This is a genomic window from Oleiharenicola lentus (assembly GCF_051660365.1).
Taxonomy (GTDB): Bacteria; Verrucomicrobiota; Verrucomicrobiia; order Opitutales; family Opitutaceae; genus Lacunisphaera; species Lacunisphaera lenta_A.
This window is the reverse complement of record NZ_JBOZXB010000002.1, coordinates 756,725-773,775: the sequence shown is the minus strand read 5'-3', so window position 1 is coordinate 773,775 and position 17,051 is coordinate 756,725. Positions and strand designations below refer to the sequence as shown.

21 protein-coding genes are annotated in these 17,051 nt (G+C 58.5%); 13 read left to right on the top strand and 8 right to left on the bottom strand.

Annotation, left to right across the window (positions count from 1 at the left end):
• Nucleotides 1–13 precede the first annotated feature (13 nt).
• Nucleotides 14–340 carry a zinc ribbon domain-containing protein YjdM gene (locus tag ACRRQW_RS18150; protein WP_438483036.1) on the bottom strand — a complete coding sequence of 109 codons (327 nt, stop codon included), beginning with the start codon at nt 338–340 and terminating at the stop codon, nt 14–16.
• Between the two features lie 86 nt (nt 341–426).
• Between ACRRQW_RS18150 and ACRRQW_RS18145 the strand changes: the two genes are divergently transcribed.
• From ACRRQW_RS18145 to ACRRQW_RS18135, 3 genes are all read left to right on the top strand, one after another.
• A complete protein-coding gene (locus tag ACRRQW_RS18145) occupies nt 427–774 on the top strand; it encodes a hypothetical protein (protein WP_438483035.1) in 348 nt (115 codons plus the stop codon).
• A gap of 118 nt (nt 775–892) precedes the next feature.
• Entirely contained in the window at nt 893–2,698 is a 1,806-nt protein-coding gene (locus tag ACRRQW_RS18140; protein ID WP_438483034.1) for a M61 family metallopeptidase, read from the top strand.
• 25 nt (nt 2,699–2,723) lie between these two features.
• Nucleotides 2,724–3,134, top strand: a complete 411-nt coding sequence (locus ACRRQW_RS18135; protein ID WP_438483033.1) for a YciI family protein — start codon at nt 2,724–2,726, stop codon at nt 3,132–3,134.
• Between the two features lie 40 nt (nt 3,135–3,174).
• Here the strand turns inward: ACRRQW_RS18135 and ACRRQW_RS18130 are convergent, their stop codons facing one another.
• Nucleotides 3,175–5,853: a hypothetical protein gene (locus ACRRQW_RS18130; RefSeq protein WP_438483032.1), complete on the bottom strand. Its 2,679-nt coding sequence runs from the start codon at nt 5,851–5,853 to the stop codon at nt 3,175–3,177.
• A gap of 187 nt (nt 5,854–6,040) precedes the next feature.
• Between ACRRQW_RS18130 and ACRRQW_RS18125 the strand changes: the two genes are divergently transcribed.
• The 6 genes from ACRRQW_RS18125 to ACRRQW_RS18100 all read left to right on the top strand — a co-directional run bounded on the left by ACRRQW_RS18125 (nt 6,041) and on the right by ACRRQW_RS18100 (nt 10,363).
• Complete coding sequence (locus ACRRQW_RS18125; protein ID WP_438483031.1) at nt 6,041–6,787, top strand: YkgJ family cysteine cluster protein; 747 nt, start codon at nt 6,041–6,043, stop codon at nt 6,785–6,787.
• A gap of 45 nt (nt 6,788–6,832) precedes the next feature.
• Complete coding sequence (locus ACRRQW_RS18120) at nt 6,833–8,071, top strand: trehalase family glycosidase (RefSeq protein WP_438483030.1); 1,239 nt, start codon at nt 6,833–6,835, stop codon at nt 8,069–8,071.
• 116 nt (nt 8,072–8,187) lie between these two features.
• Entirely contained in the window at nt 8,188–8,472 is a 285-nt protein-coding gene (locus ACRRQW_RS18115) for a DUF6172 family protein (protein ID WP_438483029.1), read from the top strand.
• A gap of 166 nt (nt 8,473–8,638) precedes the next feature.
• Nucleotides 8,639–9,094, top strand: a complete 456-nt coding sequence (locus ACRRQW_RS18110; protein WP_438483028.1) for a hypothetical protein — start codon at nt 8,639–8,641, stop codon at nt 9,092–9,094.
• A 258-nt stretch (nt 9,095–9,352) separates the two neighbouring features.
• Nucleotides 9,353–9,988: a hypothetical protein gene (locus tag ACRRQW_RS18105; protein WP_438483027.1), complete on the top strand. Its 636-nt coding sequence runs from the start codon at nt 9,353–9,355 to the stop codon at nt 9,986–9,988.
• 30 nt (nt 9,989–10,018) lie between these two features.
• Nucleotides 10,019–10,363: a hypothetical protein gene (locus ACRRQW_RS18100; RefSeq protein ID WP_438483026.1), complete on the top strand. Its 345-nt coding sequence runs from the start codon at nt 10,019–10,021 to the stop codon at nt 10,361–10,363.
• 52 nt (nt 10,364–10,415) lie between these two features.
• Here ACRRQW_RS18100 and ACRRQW_RS18095 read toward each other — a convergent pair whose 3' ends face one another.
• A complete protein-coding gene (locus ACRRQW_RS18095) occupies nt 10,416–11,270 on the bottom strand; it encodes an SDR family oxidoreductase (protein ID WP_438483025.1) in 855 nt (284 codons plus the stop codon).
• Nucleotides 11,271–11,426: 156 nt separating this feature from the next.
• Between ACRRQW_RS18095 and ACRRQW_RS18090 the strand changes: the two genes are divergently transcribed.
• Together ACRRQW_RS18090 and ACRRQW_RS18085 are read left to right on the top strand one after the other, a co-directional pair.
• Complete coding sequence (locus ACRRQW_RS18090; protein WP_438483024.1) at nt 11,427–11,828, top strand: winged helix-turn-helix transcriptional regulator; 402 nt, start codon at nt 11,427–11,429, stop codon at nt 11,826–11,828.
• A 168-nt stretch (nt 11,829–11,996) separates the two neighbouring features.
• Nucleotides 11,997–12,341 carry a hypothetical protein gene (locus tag ACRRQW_RS18085; RefSeq protein ID WP_438483023.1) on the top strand — a complete coding sequence of 115 codons (345 nt, stop codon included), beginning with the start codon at nt 11,997–11,999 and terminating at the stop codon, nt 12,339–12,341.
• 58 nt (nt 12,342–12,399) lie between these two features.
• On the opposite strand, the gene ACRRQW_RS18080 is transcribed toward ACRRQW_RS18085, so the two are convergent.
• A complete protein-coding gene (locus ACRRQW_RS18080; protein ID WP_438483022.1) occupies nt 12,400–12,648 on the bottom strand; it encodes a hypothetical protein in 249 nt (82 codons plus the stop codon).
• A 146-nt stretch (nt 12,649–12,794) separates the two neighbouring features.
• Here ACRRQW_RS18080 and ACRRQW_RS18075 point away from each other — a divergent pair, with 146 nt between their 5' ends.
• Both ACRRQW_RS18075 and ACRRQW_RS18070 read left to right on the top strand, forming a co-directional pair.
• Nucleotides 12,795–13,532: a tRNA-uridine aminocarboxypropyltransferase gene (locus ACRRQW_RS18075; protein WP_438483021.1), complete on the top strand. Its 738-nt coding sequence runs from the start codon at nt 12,795–12,797 to the stop codon at nt 13,530–13,532.
• Nucleotides 13,533–13,606: 74 nt separating this feature from the next.
• Nucleotides 13,607–14,056, top strand: coding sequence for an SRPBCC family protein (locus ACRRQW_RS18070; RefSeq protein WP_438483020.1), 450 nt, complete (start codon nt 13,607–13,609; stop codon nt 14,054–14,056).
• Between the two features lie 56 nt (nt 14,057–14,112).
• Here ACRRQW_RS18070 and ACRRQW_RS18065 read toward each other — a convergent pair whose 3' ends face one another.
• The 4 genes from ACRRQW_RS18065 to ACRRQW_RS18050 form a co-directional block, all read right to left on the bottom strand.
• Nucleotides 14,113–14,577: a DUF5069 domain-containing protein gene (locus ACRRQW_RS18065; RefSeq protein WP_438483019.1), complete on the bottom strand. Its 465-nt coding sequence runs from the start codon at nt 14,575–14,577 to the stop codon at nt 14,113–14,115.
• Nucleotides 14,578–14,612: 35 nt separating this feature from the next.
• The gene (locus ACRRQW_RS18060; protein WP_438483018.1) at nt 14,613–15,512 is read right to left on the bottom strand and encodes an EamA family transporter; all 900 of its coding nucleotides are present in this window, start codon (nt 15,510–15,512) and stop codon (nt 14,613–14,615) included.
• Between the two features lie 165 nt (nt 15,513–15,677).
• On the bottom strand, nt 15,678–16,112 hold the full coding sequence (locus tag ACRRQW_RS18055) for a VOC family protein (RefSeq protein WP_438483017.1): 435 nt from the start codon (nt 16,110–16,112) through the stop codon (nt 15,678–15,680).
• An 85-nt stretch (nt 16,113–16,197) separates the two neighbouring features.
• Nucleotides 16,198–16,941, bottom strand: coding sequence for a dienelactone hydrolase family protein (locus ACRRQW_RS18050; protein WP_438483016.1), 744 nt, complete (start codon nt 16,939–16,941; stop codon nt 16,198–16,200).
• Between the last annotated feature and the right edge of the window lie 110 nt (nt 16,942–17,051).

Below are 17,051 nucleotides of genomic sequence, written 5' to 3'. Positions count from 1 at the left end.
GAAGAAAAACGGCTCAGGCCTTTTTCACAAAGCACGCTTTGAGCGCGACGGGCATGCCTTCGATTTTGCAGGAGATCTCGTGGTCGCCTTCCTGCAATCGGATGTTTTTGGCCTTTGTGCCGGCTTTCAACACCTGGGCGCCGCTGCCCAGTTTAAGATCTTTGATCAGAGCCACCGTATCCCCTTCGACGAGCGGCGTGCCGTTTGCATCCTTTACCACGCGCACGGTCTCCGGCGCGTCTTCTTTAGGCCATTCGTGGCCACAGGTAGCGCATTCCCAGTGATCGGCGTGGCCGAGGACATCGTCGAGCGTGCATGCAGGGCAGGTGGGTTTGGACATGACCAGTGATCGAGACGGCGCCGGCGCGGCGCTTAAAGCTTAAACATCCACGTTGTGTTACCACTTTAGTCCGCCGACAGTGAATTATGGAAACCACGCCCACCTGGCAGGAACGTTTTGAACTCACCACCTGCACCGCTGCTGAAATTGAAAAGTTAATTCCCGCTGACGCCCTCGGCGTCGCGGTGATTTATCAAGAGGTGGCCGACGGTGGGAAAACATTTCTCGTGATCGAATCGCGCGCCAAAAGCCTGTTGGCGCAATGCACCACGCGCCTCCAAACCGCCAAGCTGCCACCTGCAGAGACGCTGCGCGTGGCGTTTCAAGCCGCGCCGCTGGCCGATGCCACGCCGGAAACGCTGCGCGAGGTCTGCCGGCAGCAAGTGTATCTCGCAGGCGAATTGCGCCGCGAACTGAGACCGGCGATGCGGTGAGTGGGTTTATCACGCGGTGTCTCGGGAGATGAATTTTCAAACGAGTTGGCCTCGCCCTCGGTGCTAGAAACCGTTTCCTCAGGACATGCTTCGCCGATCCATTTTCGTTTTTGTAGCAGTGGCTTCTGCGGTTATCGCCCGCGCTGCAGAGCAGGCGCCGATCCGTTATACGCTGAGCTTCGCTGAAGCTGCGGCCCACTACGTCGATGTGGAGGCGGAGATTCCGACCAAGGGAAAAACCGAACTGGTCATTTTCATGCCAGTGTGGACGCCGGGCTCATATTTCATTCGCGAGTATGCGCGCAACATCGTTGCGCTCGCGGCGTCCAGACCTGATGGGCAAACGCTCGGGGCGGAAAAAATCACCAAGAACCGCTGGCAGATTGCCACTGGTGGGGCGCCGAGTGTGCGCGTTAAATACCGGGTCTACGCGCGAGAGATCAACGTGCGCGGCAACTGGGTCGAAAGCGACCATGCCCTGCTCAATGGCGCGCCGACTTTCATCAGCGTGGTCGATGATTACCAGCGTCCGTATGTTGTTCGGGTGATTTTGCCGGAGAGATGGAAAGGCACTTACACGCCGCTGCTTTCGGGGAATGAGCCGCATACTTACAGCGCGCCTGACTTCGACACGCTGGTGGACAGCCCGATTCTCGCCGGCTCGCCCTTGGTGGACAGTTTCGAGGTGGACGGCGTGCCGCATTATGTCGTCACGCTGGGCGGAGAAGACGCTTGGGATAATCCACGGGTCACGAAGGAATTCAAAAAAGTGGTCGAGGCACAGCGAGCATTCTGGGGGCAACCACTTCCGCTCCAGTCGCCCTATTACGTGTTTAATATTCTCGCGGGGTCGCGCGGTGGTTTGGAGCACCGCAACTCCACCGTGCTCGCTGCAGACCGGTGGCTTTCGCGCACGCAGGACGGGGTGACGTCATGGCTTTCGCTCGCGAGCCACGAATATTTTCACGTGTGGAACGGCAAGCGCCTGCGTCCCGTGGAATACGGCCCGTTCGATTACGAGAAGGAAACCTATTCAAAATCCCTCTGGGCCGTGGAAGGCCTCACGAGTTACTATCAGCACGTTTTTCTCGCGCGGGCTGGCTTCTACACGCGCGAGCAATACCTCGGCGCAATCAGCGGTTCGATTGCGGGTGCACAAAAAACTCCGGGGCGCTTCGTTCAGTCGCTCGGCGATGCCTCGTTCGATGCGTGGGTAAAAGCATACCGTCCCGACGAGAACTCTGTGAACGCGCTCTTCAGTTATTACGGAGGGGGTTCGATCGCCGGGCTGCTTTTCGATGCGGAGATCCAGCGCGCGACTGACGGGAAACGTTCGCTCGCTGACGTGATGCGCGCCGCGTATGCCCGCTACAGCGGCGAGCACGGCTACACCGAAGCGGAATTTCTAGCTCTCACCAACGAGATCACTGGTCAGGATTTCAGCGCGTGGTTTACGCGTGTGCTGCACACGCCGGGCAACTTCGATTACCAACCCATGCTGGATTGGTATGGGCTGGAGTTTGAAAAACTGGCGGAGCCAAAAACCGAAACCGATGGCAAGAAAACCGAGCCGCGTGATCCGCCGAAAGGCTGGCTGGGTGCAGACACGGCCAATCGGGAAGGGCGGCTCATCGTGACGAATGTCCGCGCTGGCACGCCAGCCGCCGCGGCAGGTCTTTCCGTGGACGACGAGATTCTCGCCGTGGAAGACTATCGCGTGCGCCCCGACGATTTTGTGCGTCGGCTGACTTTGTATCCGGCGGGCGCGACCGTGAAGTTGCTCGTGGCGCGGCAAGATCGCCTGCTCACACTTCCCGCTGAACTTAAGGAAGAGCCTAAGGAAACGTGGAAGCTCAAGGTGCGTGCGGATGCGAGCAAGTTGCAGAAATCGCGCTTGGATTCCCTGCTCGGGATAAAATCGTAACGCGCTTCATTTAATCCACGTCCCGATGACCACTCCTTCCACTGCCTCAACTGCCAATTTCATGCTGCTGTTTCGCAATGCCGGCCCGGCGGCGCACGCGCATCTTACCGCCGAAGAACGCGCGCAGCTAACCCAGCGCTGGAACGATTGGTATGACAGCCTCGCCACCCAAGGCAAAGTGCACCAAGGCCGCCCGCTAGCACTCGAAGGCCGCGTGGTTTCCGAAAAGAACGGGCGCATCATTGACGGGCCGTATGCCGAATCGAAGGAAGCCATCGGCGGCTACTTCATTCTCAACGTCGCCACGCTTGCGGAAGCGACCGAGATTGCGAAACAGTGCCCCGGTTTGCCGATTGGCTTGGAAGTGGAAGTGCGTCCGCTGGCCGATGTCAGCCCCGTGTTGAGCGAAGTGCGCGGACGGCCAGCCGTTTCGTGATCGAAGGCAAACGCACACCCTGTTGGGTCGCGACGAAGTTTCAAAAACGCAGCACTACCTCGGCGCGGCCGGTGAAATTATCCACGCGCACCAATTCTTTTTCGGGTAAATAATCTCCGCCTTCGACCGAGCGAGCGTGTTTTCCATCGGGATGCGGGAGTCGGATTTCGATCACGCGCGGGGGTGTTCTTTCGCCGCACTCGATGGCGATCTTCATGTCTTTTCCATCCGCTGACACGGTGGCTGAAAACGAAAGCGGCCCGAAATAACTTCCGGCGTTTTCGACGGAAATTTTCGCGCCAGCTTTAAAATATGCGCGCGGAATGCCGCTGAAAAGTTTCAACGTGTCACCCGATTCCAAGTAAAGCATCCAGCGTGTTTCCATGAGAAACCAGGCTTCCTCATGCGTCTTGTGTGCGCTGACCGGAAAAAAATGTTCGGTGAATGTGTAGGTTTCGCGATCCGCGAGCGCGGCAACGCTCGCATACCACGCCTGCAGAAACGCCTTGGTCTCGCCGCGCTGTAAATGAACCCACGGGTGCCGACTGTAATAGGGTTGGCTGAACGCGACGTTGTCCCGCGTCGCGAGTTCACTGTGCGTCTCCAGCAGCTCCTTCGCGATGGACTCGTCTGGTGCGATGACTTCTTGAAACACCAGATAAAGTGGTCCGAGCAAAGAGTCGCGCGAAGTCATCGAACCGTGCGTGAACCATTTGCCGCCGTCGGCGTGCAACATCACCGGCCCGCGATAATTCGTCCACGGCGGCGCGGCGCGCAGCCACGTGCCATCGCCCAACGGCACGACCGGGGATTTTTCCAGCGCATCGGTGAGCGCGAGACGAATGTCAGCTTTCAATTCACGAGCGATGGCGAGATAACGCGCTGATTCCTCGGGAGCGATTTGCCGCAAGGCCTCCGCTGCGCGCGCAAGGCCCAGATACGCGTAACCGTTCAACATGTAGGAACGATACGGGTCTTCGGGATCAGCGGTTTTTCCATCGAGCAATCCATGTCCTTTGCCGCGCAACTCGGGCAGTTGGTTGCGCTTTCGCCACGCGATTAGGTAATCGCAGGCCTTTGTGATATGCGGGTGCACACGCTGCAGCCAGGCGTCGTCGCGCGTGTAGCGGTAATGCTCACCCAGCGTCCAAAGCACCGCGCCGGTCTCAAGCATGTAGCCGTTGAAATTCTGGATAAAGCCACTGTCGTGTTGTTTCTTTAGGAAAAATTCCAATGCGCGCGCCGCCGTATCGTGCCAGCCCATCGAATCCATAAACTGAATAATCGGCGCGCTCTCTGAGCCAATCGCTGTGTAGAGACCGATCGCCGGTAGCAATGGGCCAGTTGGCTCACGTCCGTAGTTGATCAAATCGAGATGGAGCAATCCGGCGCGCACCATTTCTTGAATGCGCGGCTCCGGCAGGTGCCATGATGAGGCCGTCGCCAGTTTCCCGGCCCAAAATTTGCGAGCTTCGGCATGACGCGTTTCAAATGACTGCTGCGTCAAAGCAAGTGCGCGCTCGCGGCTGACCGGGCGGTGTGGCAGGAAAAATTCCATGACCGCGCTCTCGCCGGGCTTGATCAAAACGGAAACTTCCTCGGCGGGAAGTGGCTGACCGTTGAGCCTGCTGATGGCGAAGACTTGTCCGGACTCGTAAACGCCGAAGCCGTGCATGGAATCGAATTTCCATTCCGGAAGTCGCGGCGAGATCGGCGTGGCGAGGGTAGGCGCGGCGGTTTTGAAAAACGCGTAGCTCGGCGCCTTGCCCTGATTCGTGGCCACTGCGCGCGCATACATGACGGTTTCTTCGCCGGGATTGAGTTCGGTTTCGTGAATATTTTTTTCAGCCTCCGCCTGCGCAGGCGTGAACATGTGGCCGTGGCCAAACGCGTCCGCGACGAGGTAATCCGTCCCGCGCAATGTCGCCGGCGTCAGCGCTGAACGCTCAAGCGAGGTGAACAAGGTGACGTCATAGTGCATCGACTCGTCGTCGATTTGCGCTTTCAGAATCGGCAGCGCGCCTGCTTCGAGTGAGCGTTTGAGGGCTTCGCGTGCGCCCCAACCGCGACCAAACTGAAAACCGTAGGTCGCTGGCTGCTTCGGTAACTCCGGGATTTTCACATCATAACCGGCGAATTTGGGACGGATGGTTTCGAGATTCTGGTCGATCCAAAAAATTCGCATATCGCGACTCAAGCCCAGCCAGGTTTGCTCTTTGATTTCACGGCCAGAGGCAGCGGACGTCTCGAAGCTTGCTTCCGGCGCATGAGCGATGCGTTGCAGTTTCGTCTGGCCACCGCGCTGTTGAATGGCCGCCACAATCGCTGCGTAATCGCGCTGGTCTGCAGACTCCGTGATTACGACGCCGTCGCCAGGCAGGAAAATTGGGTAGGCCGCGCTCACGTCTTCGAGCCGAAAGGTGAAACCGCGGCGTTCGCTCGTAAGTGTTACCAAGGTGGGGAGTTTCTCAGTGCTCGCTATTGGTAAAATCGAGACGCGCAGGCGCTGCGAATCCACGAGCCTAAATGTCCCGGTTTGCGCCTCGGCGCTAAAAACTTGCGTGTCGATCGACTCCAGCACACCGCGATCCACGTGAATGTGACCGCTGGATATTGGCTGAGCCCAAAGCACCGAGATGGATTTCTGTGCCGCCGTAAGCAGGGAGACCGCCGACAGGGCCGCGGTGAAAAACAAAACTCGGCATCGGGGGAAATGCATGCGCGGCGAGTAAGTTGCCGGAGATTTTTCGATGCAAAGAAAAAGCTAAACCGCACACGATTTCGTTCTCTGGCCGATGAAATTTCAGGCGTGAATCCGTGCGTCTTTTATTTGTCGCGCGCCAACTAGAGAGGAATTGATTTACGATCCTTGTAATGCGGCGCGGCCTCGGGCCTAGTGCGATGACATGAGCGCCGGATTTTCAATCTCTGAAGAAGCCCTGTTTAACAAAACGGGCGAGGGCGTGCTGCGTCGTCTGCGGAAGACGCGCAATCCGATGGAACTGCTCAACGTGCTGCGAAGTGCGCGCAAAGAATTCGATCGCGCCTACGATGAAGCGCCGGCGGAGTCGCGGGCGGCGGTCGCGTGCCGGGCTGGCTGCGGGGCGTGCTGTCACGTGTTGGTGGGCGTGCAGGCGCACGAAGTGCTCATCGCGGCGGAGTTCATCCAGAAATACTTCTCTCCCGAAGACCTGGAAGGCGTCATCGCGCGCACCAAGGAGCATCGCGATGCTTTCGCGGGACGTTGGGCGCTGGAACGCGCGGCGTTGAAACTGCCGTGTGCATTGTTGAAGGAAGGCAGTTGCTCCATCTACGAGGCGCGTCCCGAGGCGTGTCGTTCGCATCATAGTAACAATGCCGACACGTGTCGCAGCAATCTCGACCTCGCCAGCGGCGCACTTCACGTGACGATCCCGGGGTTGCACGGCCGGATGTTTGCGGTGATGCTCGGCACCGACCAGGCGATCGCGGAGGCGGGCTTCGACGGACGGGCGTATGATTTTAATTCTGCACTGCATGAAGCGCTCACCGACAGCCAATGCGCGATTCGTTGGATGCAGCGGCAGGCGGCGTTCCCCGATTCGTGTCGTGAAGTTCCCGACGCGGCCGATGGGGAATACGGCGAGATGGTGGCAGAAGGTTATTTTCAATAGTCAACGCAGGCTTGTGTGCGAGTTCGCAGCCGCTACATCGGCATCGTGACCCCATCCGAAGCGATCCGCGCCACCCGCAGTTACATTGACCACCATTGGGAGGAAACTTTTCGTATTTCGCGGGAAGACACCGCAGATGAGCTCGCGTTGCCATTCCCACACACGGTGCCGTCGACCGATCCGACCATGTGGTTGTTTTTTTACTGGGACACGTATTTCACCAATCTCGGCCTGATTCGTCAGGGCCGGGTGACGCAGGCCCGGAATAACGCTGAAAATGTGTTACACCTGATCGAGACGATCGGTTTCGTCCCGAACATTTCCGTGCGCATCGCGCTGAATCGTTCGCAGATTCCGGTGGCGGCGGTGCTCTTCGATGAACTGCACCGGCTCGCTCCAGATCGAGCATGGCTCGAACGAATCTATGCGGCGATCACCCGCGAGTATGCTTTCTGGACGGCGTTGCGTGAGTCGCCCAATGGCCTCGCCGCGAACAACACCCACGCCGACCCCAAGACGCTCGCGGATTTTTATCACGTGATAAAACACCGCTTGCGCGACATCCCCGAATCGCCGGTGGAGCGACTCGTCTATCTCAAGCATAAGATGGCCGAGTGTGAAGTGTGGGATTTTAACCCGCGCTTCGACCAGCGTTGCGCGGACTTCAACGCGGTCGACACGAACAGCGTGCTTTTCCAAGTGGAGACGATCGCTGCGGGCTGGGCGCGAGAACTCGGACGTGGCGGAGAGGCTGCGATTTGGCAGGAGCGGGCGCGACGTCGCCGTGAGCTGATCGATCGGTATCTGTGGGACGAGGCGCGCGGCTTCTACTTTGATTATGATTGGACGCGGCAAAGTCGGAGCACGGTGGTTTCAGCGGCTCCGTATTTTGCGCTGTGGACAGGCGCATGTTCGGCAGCGCAAGCCGCCGCGCTGGTGCGAAATCTTTCGCTGGTGGAGCGAGCGCATGGATTGATTACTTGCGCCGAGGGCAGCAATGCGTCGGAGAACACTTACCAATGGGATGCGCCGAACGCGTGGCCTCCGCTGCAAGCGGCCGCGATCATAGGCCTGCAGCGTTACGGCTATCACGTCGACGCGAAGCGTCTCGCGGAGAAATATATTCTGACTTGTGCGAGGAATCTGGAGGCGACTGGCCAACTCTGGGAGAAATACAACGCGCTCACCGGCGGGATCGATGTGGCCGACGAATACAAAATGCCTCCGATGATGGGTTGGACTGCAGGCACATTTTTATTGGCAGCGGAGGTCTTGGAGCGCTGACGTCTTGTTTTGCGCGGGGTGATCGACCTGCATGGGTGACAGGTCTCACCGAAGCTCGGATGATCAATGCCTAATTATCGTTGTGTCAGCGCAGTCCTAGGCGAGCATCGGCGATCATGAAGAAAGCGTTTCCACTCCAAGCTGTCGGTAAGGACGATGCCCGTGTGCGCGATAAAATCCGTCACGAGGTGAATAAATACGTGCGCCGCTCGCGTAAAAGGGAGATTCCCGAGGGTTTCGGCATGTGGGAATTCGCGTGCAAGATCGGCCCGCAAGCCGAGCAGGCCGAGTCGAAGCCACTTGATGCAATCGCGCATGAGATCGATGCAATTGCCGAGACCGGCGTGAAGGAAGTCTACATCGAGATCGAAGCGGTTCCCGCGCAGTTGAAACGTAGGTAAGCTCACCGCTTAATCGGAGAGTTTCGGGTAATTTCCGGCACTGCACTTATACGTTCCTACTGCACCGGTAGGTAACGCCCTGATGGAAGCGCGTGCGACTTTAAAGTAGGATGCAGCGATTAACCATGATCCTTACGGATCAAACTGAACCCCTCATCCTATGAATATGAACTCGAAATCCGCCCGCACTTTTCCGCTCTCCATTATCGCGGTCAGCCTCTCGATTCTCGCCATTGTCGGTTGCTCCAAGAGCGATCGCCACACGGCGAGCGAAAAAACCAAGGAAGTTGTCGCTGACACCAAGACCGCCGTGACCAACGGCTGGGACAACGTAAAGTCCTTCACCTTCGATAAGAAGAACGATTTTACCGCTAGCGCGAAATCGATGTCGGCTTCGATGGATGCCCAAGTCAGCGAGCTGCACGCCAATTATTCCGAAGCCAACGCCAGTGCCAGCCGCAAAGCTGCGATGGCCGAACTCAAGGATTCCGAAGCCGATTATAAGCAAAAGATGTCCGCGCTTGGCAACGCGACCGCCGATACGTGGGACAGCGCGAAGCAAAACGTCATCGCGTCCTGGGATAAACTCCAGGCGTCTTACTACAAGGCCCGCGCCAACTAAGTCGGTCTGCGCGACGCGATAAAATCGCTTCGGTGCGTCAGTTTTCTCAAACACCGTCCCTAATCGGGCGGTGTTTTTTTGTGGACGCGCACCTCGACACCAAGGAATCGAGCGCACATTTTCAGTTCCCCAGCAATGCCTGCGAGTGATCTTCCCAACGCTGAATCCTGTGCGCTGTGCGCTCAACCGAGTCGCCTTCGGCAGAGTCACATCATCCCGCAGTTCGTTTATCGGTGGCGACTGTCGGTTACGCATCACATGGAAGTAGTGGAAACGAAAACGCAGAGTCGTCGCGACTTGGACGGCCTAAGCCGACGGATGTTATGCACCGACTGTGAAGCCGCTTTCGGTCGCTACGAGTCGGAGTTTGCGTGCAAAGTTTTTCATCCGTTCGCGGAGAGAAATAGCGTAGTGACGAAATACGGTGATTGGTTACGTAAATTTGCCACGAGTGTGGTGTGGCGGATTGGCGAGGATTTTTGTGCGGCACGGCAACTGGATGCTCGTGCGCAGTCTCAAAACGCGGAATTTACCTCGGCTCAGGATATTTGGAGACGTTACCTGCTCGGCCAGCGGCCCGACGTCGGGAGCCACGAATTGCATCTCCTCCCTTGGAGCGCCATCGCCGGCAGCGATATCTCCGGTCAGCGAGAGACGATCGAGGGCGTAATTCATCAGGACGAGCACGGTGGATTTATTTACGCAAAACTCGGACCGTTCATCGTGTTTGGCGTGGTGGTCGGGCTCACTTCTGACGACTGGCAGGGCACGCGCATCAACGCGGAGGGGAAGCTCAAGCCACGCGAATGGCGCATTCCGGCACGTTACCGGGATTTTGCGCTATCTCGCGAAAACGCGCGAATCCGACCACTTTCAGAAAGTCAGCTCCGTTGACTCGATCGACGAATCCCACGAAGTTGCGGCGTGGCTTTAAAAATTAAATGGAATGACGATCGGGTGCGTGGTGCGACGACGGCGATCTTGCTCATCGCTCGCGCACACCTGGCGCGCGGTGACACGGCCAATCTCATCGAGACGGCCTTGAGCGAATATCGCGACGATCCCGCCACCTATAAAGAAAACAAAGCGGGGTGGCCGGATGCTCATGAGCTGGGATCGCTGACTAAGCCCCAGCACGTCGCGTATTACCGAAAACTAATCGAGGCCACCGACTCGCTGCTTGAGAAATTTACCCGTTCAAAGCGTCAATTTAACAGCCTGCTCGAGCTAGATAATTGCCTTATTTCGAGTCTCGGCGATATCCGCTGAAGAAAGGCAGTCGATGCTGCGCGCGGCACTTTCAAAGCACCGCGCAACTGACCTAAACCGCGAGGGCTTGCGCCACGCAATCGGCGAGGGTCGTCGTAGGCCGACCGATGAGCCGGCTCAGTTGGTGGTCTTCATCAAGTAAAGCACCCTGCGAGGCGTCCACGTCCCAACGCGCAATGGCTTTCGCGAAATCTGCCGACAGTCCGACTTGGGCGAGGATCGCTGCGTAGTCCGCTTCCAGTAGGTTTCGATAGGGAATCGGTTTTCCAGTCTGGCGTGAAATTTCCGCCGCGAGCTCTGCGAGCGTGATGGCTCGGTCACCGGCCAGTTCGTAAGTGCGTCCGGTTTCCGCGCGACCGGTGAGCGCAACCACGGCGGCGGCGGCGTAGTCAGCGCGTGCGGCGGCGGAAATGCGGCCTTCGCCCGCGCTCCCGATCAAGGCACCGTTGGCCACGGCAGCTCCGACGGATCCGGTATGATTTTCCACATACCAACCGTTGCGCAGGATAATGTGCGAGAGACCAGAATTTCGCAGCGCGGCCTCGGTGGCGAGGTGCTCGGGCGCCAGATCGAGCGTGGTGGTGTCAGCGTGGAGCAAGCTGGTGTAAACAACGACTTTCACGCCCGCGCGACGGGCGGCATTGATCACATTGGTGTGTTGGGCGGCCCGCTGACCGATTTCGTTGGAGGAAATCAGTAACAGTTTTTCAACCCCCACCAATGCGGTTTCCAGGGCGGCAGGGTTGTTATAATCGGCGGCGCGCACCGTGACGCCACGAGCGGCGAGATCAGCGGCTTTGGCTGGGTTGCGAACCACTGCGACAAGTTGGTTTGCGGGAATGGCGGCAAGAATTTGGTCGATGACGAGGCGGCCGAGTTGGCCGGTGGCGGCGGTGATGGCTATCATGAGAGATGAGTGGATTAAGGTTGAAGACGCGAAACTGATCCGAGCTTGTCTCGGTTCTGATTCAGCCTTTGGTTACGAAACAATACCGATAATGATGCCGCGCCACAAGAGAGGTTCTTTTCGTCACTTGGTTACTTCGAAGTAACCGTCACCACCATGCCCGCTCCACTGTCCATTCCGCCCGTCGAACCCGGCTCCGGCCACGAAACCCGCTGCCCGGTGCGCGACGTGCTCGACTGCATCGGCGACCGCTGGAGCTTGCTCGCATTACTAGCCCTCGCGGACGGCACGCTGCGATTTACCGAGGTGAAGCGTGCGATCGGCGATATCTCGCAGCGCATGCTCGCGCAGACGTTGCGGGCGCTCGAGCGCGATGGCTACGTGTCGCGCGAGGTGTTTCCGACAGTGCCGCCGAAGGTGGAATACACGCTGACGGAGTTGGGCGAGTCGTTGCTTACGCGCGTGAAACCGCTGATCCGCTGGGCGGACGATAATCACGCACGCGTGCGGCGGGCGCGCAAAGCTTACGCGCCGCCCGCAGCGGTGGCGGCGTTGTAATCGAAACAGACTGCCGCTCGCTGCGCCGCAGATTGACTAATCGGCGGGATAATTTTTGCTGCGGTGATGGACGCACACACTGCTCAATCGGTGAAAACACCGTGGCATCTTTGGGTCGTCGGAGTGATTTCACTCCTGTGGAATATAATGGGCGCTCTGGACTTCACCATGACGCAAACGAAGAACCCGGCGTGGATGGAAAAATTCACCCCGACGCAGCTGGAATATTTTTACAGCATTCCAGGCTGGGCGGTGACGACGTGGGGCATTGCCACGTGGGGCAGTATGGTCGCGGCCATTGTGCTGTTGCTCCGTAAACGCCTCGCGGTGGCGCTCTACACGGTAGCGTTGATCGGGATGGTCGCGACGACCGTTTACAGCTTCGTGCTTTCCGACGGGATGAAAGTCATGGGCGGAACCGCTCCGCTGATTTTTAACGCCATCATTTTTATCATCAGCGTGCTGGAAATAATTTACGCCCGGGCGATGCGTGCGCGCGGGGTGTTGACCTGAATTAAATAAGCGACCGGCGTCTCACGCGTGGAGAGGCCGGTCATTTCCACTGAGCAGGTTAGTTCAACCCGCGCTCTTTCAACAGGGCCGCCAGTTCTACAGGATCGGCTACGCCTTTGACCGTGTTGAGGTGGCTGAGGATCGTCAGGCGGTCATCGGGACCGCAACTGGAGATCTCGATCATCCAGTCATCGGGCTTGGCGGCGGCTTGAAGCACTTCATCCGACCACGCGATGACTTCCGGCGCGTCGACGGCGCCTTGCGTGATGCCCTTGATAAAAAATTCCGCTTTGGTGCGATAGTTCATGCGCCCAATGTTGGGACGCCGCGCCGCTTGCCAAGTGCGAAAGCGCCTTGGCGCGAAGCCTGAGCGCGACTTAAGAGGACGCAGGAGCGTTCATAATATTTTGTCGCTGGTCAGTCGCGCTTTAACGCTCAAGCGTAGGCGCACCCATGAGTCGCGTGATGTGCTATAAATGTTACTGGCCACAGCCGTTGTGCTGGTGCGCCTCGATCACGCCCATGCCGTCGCGCACGAAGTTCGTGTTTCTCATGCACCCGTATGAGTTCAAGCGCATCAAGGCCAACACGGGCCGCCTCACGCACCTTTGCCTCGCCGATAGCGAACTGCACATCGGCATCAGTTTCGACGAGCACGATAAAGTGCAGGCATTGATCAACGATCCACAAAATTACCCAGTGCTGTTGTATCCTTCGCGTGAGGCTCGCGATCTTTCGAAGGGCGAGCTACATGCCGAGGACTTCGCCGGGAAGCGTCTCGTGGTGTTCTTGCTCGACGCGACCTGGCGGCTGGTGCGACCGATGCTGCGCACGAGCCTGACGCTACAGCGGTTGCCGTGCATCATGTTTTCGAACGCCGCGCCCAGTCGTTATGTGATCAAACGTCAGCCGGAGCCAGGTTGTCTTTCCACGCTCGAGGCGACGCATGAATTGCTACTCGCGCTCGATCGCTCCGGCCTCGATCACTACGCGCAGCCGACGCAACTGCTCGAGGTGTTTCAACGCATGCAGGATTTCCAGATTCGCTGCACCGCCGAGAACAAGCGCCTCGGCATCAGCCGCTACACGCGGCGCACCCGCCCTGAAGGACCGCCGATGCCGCGCCCGGAGCCGAAGCGTCGGCGGATTTTTCCGAAACCGCCGCAAAATTCACCGGATTTATCCGCCTGATGTCCGGCGTGGGAAAGCTCGTTCGTTGAGTAATTGAAACCACGCACTCAAACTCCATCCAAGGAATCCATCCCATGTCCACGAATACGATCCGTCTTCACCGTGTCATTCGCTCCACGCCTGAGAAAATCTACAAAGCGTTTCTCGACGCCGACGCCATGTGCCGCTGGCTGCCGCCGTTTGGGTTCACGGGCAAAATTCATCACCTCGAGCCGAAAGTGGGCGGCACGTTTAAGATGTCTTTCACGAACTTCGGCACCAGTGCGAGTCACAGTTTCGGCGGCAGTTTTCTGGAGCTCGTGCCCAACGAAAGACTGCGCTACACCGACAAGTTCGATGACCCGAATCTACCCGGCGAAATGACCGTGACCGTTCAGATCAAAAAAGTCCTGTGCGGCGTCGAGCTTCACATCGAACAGTCGGGAGTGCCCGCGATCATCCCGGCTGAGATGTGTTACCTCGGCTGGCAGGAGTCGCTCACCCAACTCGCGCAGCTCACCGAGCCAGATATCCCGAATAACTAAAGCTGTTCGCCCAAAGCGCGGAGAAGATCGTAAAATTTTCCGCGCATCAGGAATCCCTAAATGTTTTCCCAAGGCCGCGTCTCGGCGGGATCGCGACCTTCGTCCACTTCGATGTGGTCGATGATCGTCTCGATAATTTTCCCGGGATAACCGCCGCCGTCTTTGATGCGTTGCGCGAGGATCGCGGAGCGTTCGTCACGCCAACCGAGTTTCAGGATGAATCGATTCCACGTGTGACATTCTTCATCGGTGCGCGCCGCGCCGCGGGCATGCACCCACGCGAGAATTTCCCCATCGGTGCCGCCGGCGAGGGTGCGTTCACGAATATCCGTATGCGCCACACCCAGGAAGCGGCAGCAGCGGCCATCGAGCACGTAGAATTGCGCGTCGCCGACGTTCGCGACGTAGTCGGCGGGAAGTTGGCCGGTGGCGTGCAGGCGGATTTTGTCGAGCATGCGGCCGAAGTAAATCAGCCGGCCAACTTTGGTATAAACACTGCGTAGTCCGGGAACGTGGGGCATGGCGGGTAGGGTCTGAGAATTAATTTTTTCAGCCGTCAGGTTTGCGCCGCAGAACGACGCATTGCCCAAAGCCGCGGGCCGAAAAGATTGAGCAGCAGTCCTGACAACACGAGCGCAGCGGCTTGGAATTTCCACGCGGGTAAGCTCTCCCCGAGGATTAACGCCGAACTGATCATCCCAAAAATCGGCACGAGGAGCATGAAGGGTGCGACCACCGAAGACGGATGTCGCGCGAGCAACCAGCTCCACAACGAGTAGGCGAGTAACGTCGATCCATACACGATAAACGCGACCGAGGTTATCCCTGCGCCGCTCACCTGAGTGAGGCTATTCAACACGGCATCGCGGCCTTCAAACATCAGCGACGCGCCGAGCATCGGCACGGGCACCACGAGGCTGCCCCAAGCAACCAGCGCGAGCGGGTTGACACGCCCGATCCGCTTCGAAGCGACATTGGCAAATCCCCATGAACACGCCGCGATCAACACGCAACCGAGTCCCGCCACTGTCACGTCACCGCCTGTGTGCATCGCCACGACTGCGAAACCCGCGACCGCAGTGCACATGCCAGCAATCTGAATCCCGCTGATGCGCTCTTTTAAAGTCCAGGCCGCGAGCGCGAGGGTGACGAACACTTGGAATTGCAGCGTGAGCGACGCCAGGCCGGCCGACATGCCGAGTTTCATGCCAAGAAACAGAAACCCGAAATGCAGCCCGAACATCGTGGCTCCATAACTGGCAAGTTGCCGCCAGGGAATCGCTGGACGTGGCACGAGCAACGCCATCGGAAAGCCGACGAGGGTGAAACGAACCGCACACAACAGCAGCGGCGGCAGGTCACGCAGCGCGACTTTGATTGCGACGAAATTCAGGCCCCAGATCGCCACGACCAGCAGGGCGATGAGCAAATGGCGAAATGGAATTGGCGCAGACATGCGCTCTTTGATATTCCGGTGCGATCTGTTGACCAGCGCGGGCCACGTCATCGGCCCCGCAGTGCCTCAACGCGATTGCCGACACAGTGGACGGCAAATGCAGAGACAGAGCCCGACCTGCGGGCGGGCCGCGCTCGATGCCGCGCGCGTCTGCCCGCGAAGCTCTTACTTCGCCATGCAATTGAACATCCATTTGATGCCGAAGCGGTCGGTCAGCGTGCCCCAGTAGGCACCCCAAAACATTTCCTGCAGCTGCATCTCGACTTTGCCGCCTTGGGCGAGCGCGGCGAAAAGCCCATCGGCCTCGGCGCGCGTGTCGGGTTCGAGGTTGATATAAATGTTGTTTCCCTGGTTCAACGTGAAGCCCATCGACTCCGGCGCATCCGTGCCCATGAGCAGGTGCCCGCCGAGAATCGGCAGCGAGATGTGCATGATGAGTTTCTTGTCAGCTTCCGGCAGCGGCGGCTGGCCGGGGCAACCGGGTCCATCGCCGAAACGAGCGATCGGGCAGGCGAACTCGGTTTTGAAAACCGATTTGTAGAAGAGGAACGCTTCCTCGGTGTTGCGGGAGAAGTTGAGGTAGGTGCTGACGCTGGCCATGGGAATGAGGGAATTGAGGTGAGAGTTGAAGAGTTGGTTTACCTTACTTCGACGAACGACATCCCGCGATTCGGACAGCGGAGGACTATTTCGCTAATTTTCTCCGGAATAGATCGACCGCCATGCCGAGCGCCAGGTGAGCGAGTTCGGCGTCGTAACGCAGACCTTCGTCGCGCAGGAACGCGTGGGCGCCGTTAAATTCGTGCCACGTGAAATGTGTGCCCGCGGCCGCGAGCGCCGCATAGATTTTGGCCCGACCTTCGGCCGGCACATGCGGATCCTGCCGACCCCAGATCATCATAAGTTCGCCTCTGATGTCCGAAATCCGCGCAAGCGAATTGTCGGTTTTGCCTTTGCCCAAACTGCCTTGGTGAACATCAGTCGCGTAGAAACACACCGTCGCGGCGACCTCGGGCAGCATCGCTGCGCGCAAGGCAAGATGCCCGCCGAGGCAAATCCCGATCGCCCCGACGCTGCCGTTGCCACGGTCGTGGCTTTTCAAAAAATCCACGACAGCCCGCGCGTCGTCATCATAGGATGCGAGTTCCTTGGCGTATTTGAGTTCGTTGCCGCGATCAGCGCCGGCTTGGTCGTAAGCGAGCACCGTGCCTGCAGACAGGAACTCGTGGTAAACTTCCGGCACCGCGACGATGAAACCATGGCCGGCCAGAAACGCCGCCGTGCGTCGAATCGGCGCGGTGATCTGAAAAATCTCCGAATACAGCACCAACCCGGGATGGCGGCCTTCGCCGGTCGGGCGAAATACCAGCGTGCGCATCGCGCCGCGAGCGGTGGCTAGTTCGACAACTTCAGGTTCACGGATCGTCATGACGGAAACCGCAGCAGAGGCGGGGAGGCTTGGCAATATTGTGTCATCTTCGCCCCGTCGCGCACTCGAAGATTGTTCAGCGAGGAAATCATTGTAACTTTTGCCCGTCC

Coding starts and splice junctions, on each gene's coding strand:
- ACRRQW_RS18150 (WP_438483036.1), bottom strand. CDS start 340: ATGTCCAAACCCACCTGCCCTGCATGCACGCTCGACGATGTCCTCGGC.
- ACRRQW_RS18145 (WP_438483035.1), top strand. CDS start 427: ATGGAAACCACGCCCACCTGGCAGGAACGTTTTGAACTCACCACCTGC.
- ACRRQW_RS18135 (WP_438483033.1), top strand. CDS start 2,724: ATGACCACTCCTTCCACTGCCTCAACTGCCAATTTCATGCTGCTGTTT.
- ACRRQW_RS18130 (WP_438483032.1), bottom strand. CDS start 5,853: ATGCATTTCCCCCGATGCCGAGTTTTGTTTTTCACCGCGGCCCTGTCG.
- ACRRQW_RS18125 (WP_438483031.1), top strand. CDS start 6,041: ATGAGCGCCGGATTTTCAATCTCTGAAGAAGCCCTGTTTAACAAAACG.
- ACRRQW_RS18115 (WP_438483029.1), top strand. CDS start 8,188: ATGAAGAAAGCGTTTCCACTCCAAGCTGTCGGTAAGGACGATGCCCGT.
- ACRRQW_RS18110 (WP_438483028.1), top strand. CDS start 8,639: ATGAACTCGAAATCCGCCCGCACTTTTCCGCTCTCCATTATCGCGGTC.
- ACRRQW_RS18105 (WP_438483027.1), top strand. CDS start 9,353: ATGGAAGTAGTGGAAACGAAAACGCAGAGTCGTCGCGACTTGGACGGC.
- ACRRQW_RS18095 (WP_438483025.1), bottom strand. CDS start 11,270: ATGATAGCCATCACCGCCGCCACCGGCCAACTCGGCCGCCTCGTCATC.
- ACRRQW_RS18090 (WP_438483024.1), top strand. CDS start 11,427: ATGCCCGCTCCACTGTCCATTCCGCCCGTCGAACCCGGCTCCGGCCAC.
- ACRRQW_RS18085 (WP_438483023.1), top strand. CDS start 11,997: ATGACGCAAACGAAGAACCCGGCGTGGATGGAAAAATTCACCCCGACG.
- ACRRQW_RS18080 (WP_438483022.1), bottom strand. CDS start 12,648: ATGAACTATCGCACCAAAGCGGAATTTTTTATCAAGGGCATCACGCAA.
- ACRRQW_RS18075 (WP_438483021.1), top strand. CDS start 12,795: ATGAGTCGCGTGATGTGCTATAAATGTTACTGGCCACAGCCGTTGTGC.
- ACRRQW_RS18070 (WP_438483020.1), top strand. CDS start 13,607: ATGTCCACGAATACGATCCGTCTTCACCGTGTCATTCGCTCCACGCCT.
- ACRRQW_RS18065 (WP_438483019.1), bottom strand. CDS start 14,577: ATGCCCCACGTTCCCGGACTACGCAGTGTTTATACCAAAGTTGGCCGG.
- ACRRQW_RS18060 (WP_438483018.1), bottom strand. CDS start 15,512: ATGTCTGCGCCAATTCCATTTCGCCATTTGCTCATCGCCCTGCTGGTC.
- ACRRQW_RS18055 (WP_438483017.1), bottom strand. CDS start 16,112: ATGGCCAGCGTCAGCACCTACCTCAACTTCTCCCGCAACACCGAGGAA.
- ACRRQW_RS18050 (WP_438483016.1), bottom strand. CDS start 16,941: ATGACGATCCGTGAACCTGAAGTTGTCGAACTAGCCACCGCTCGCGGC.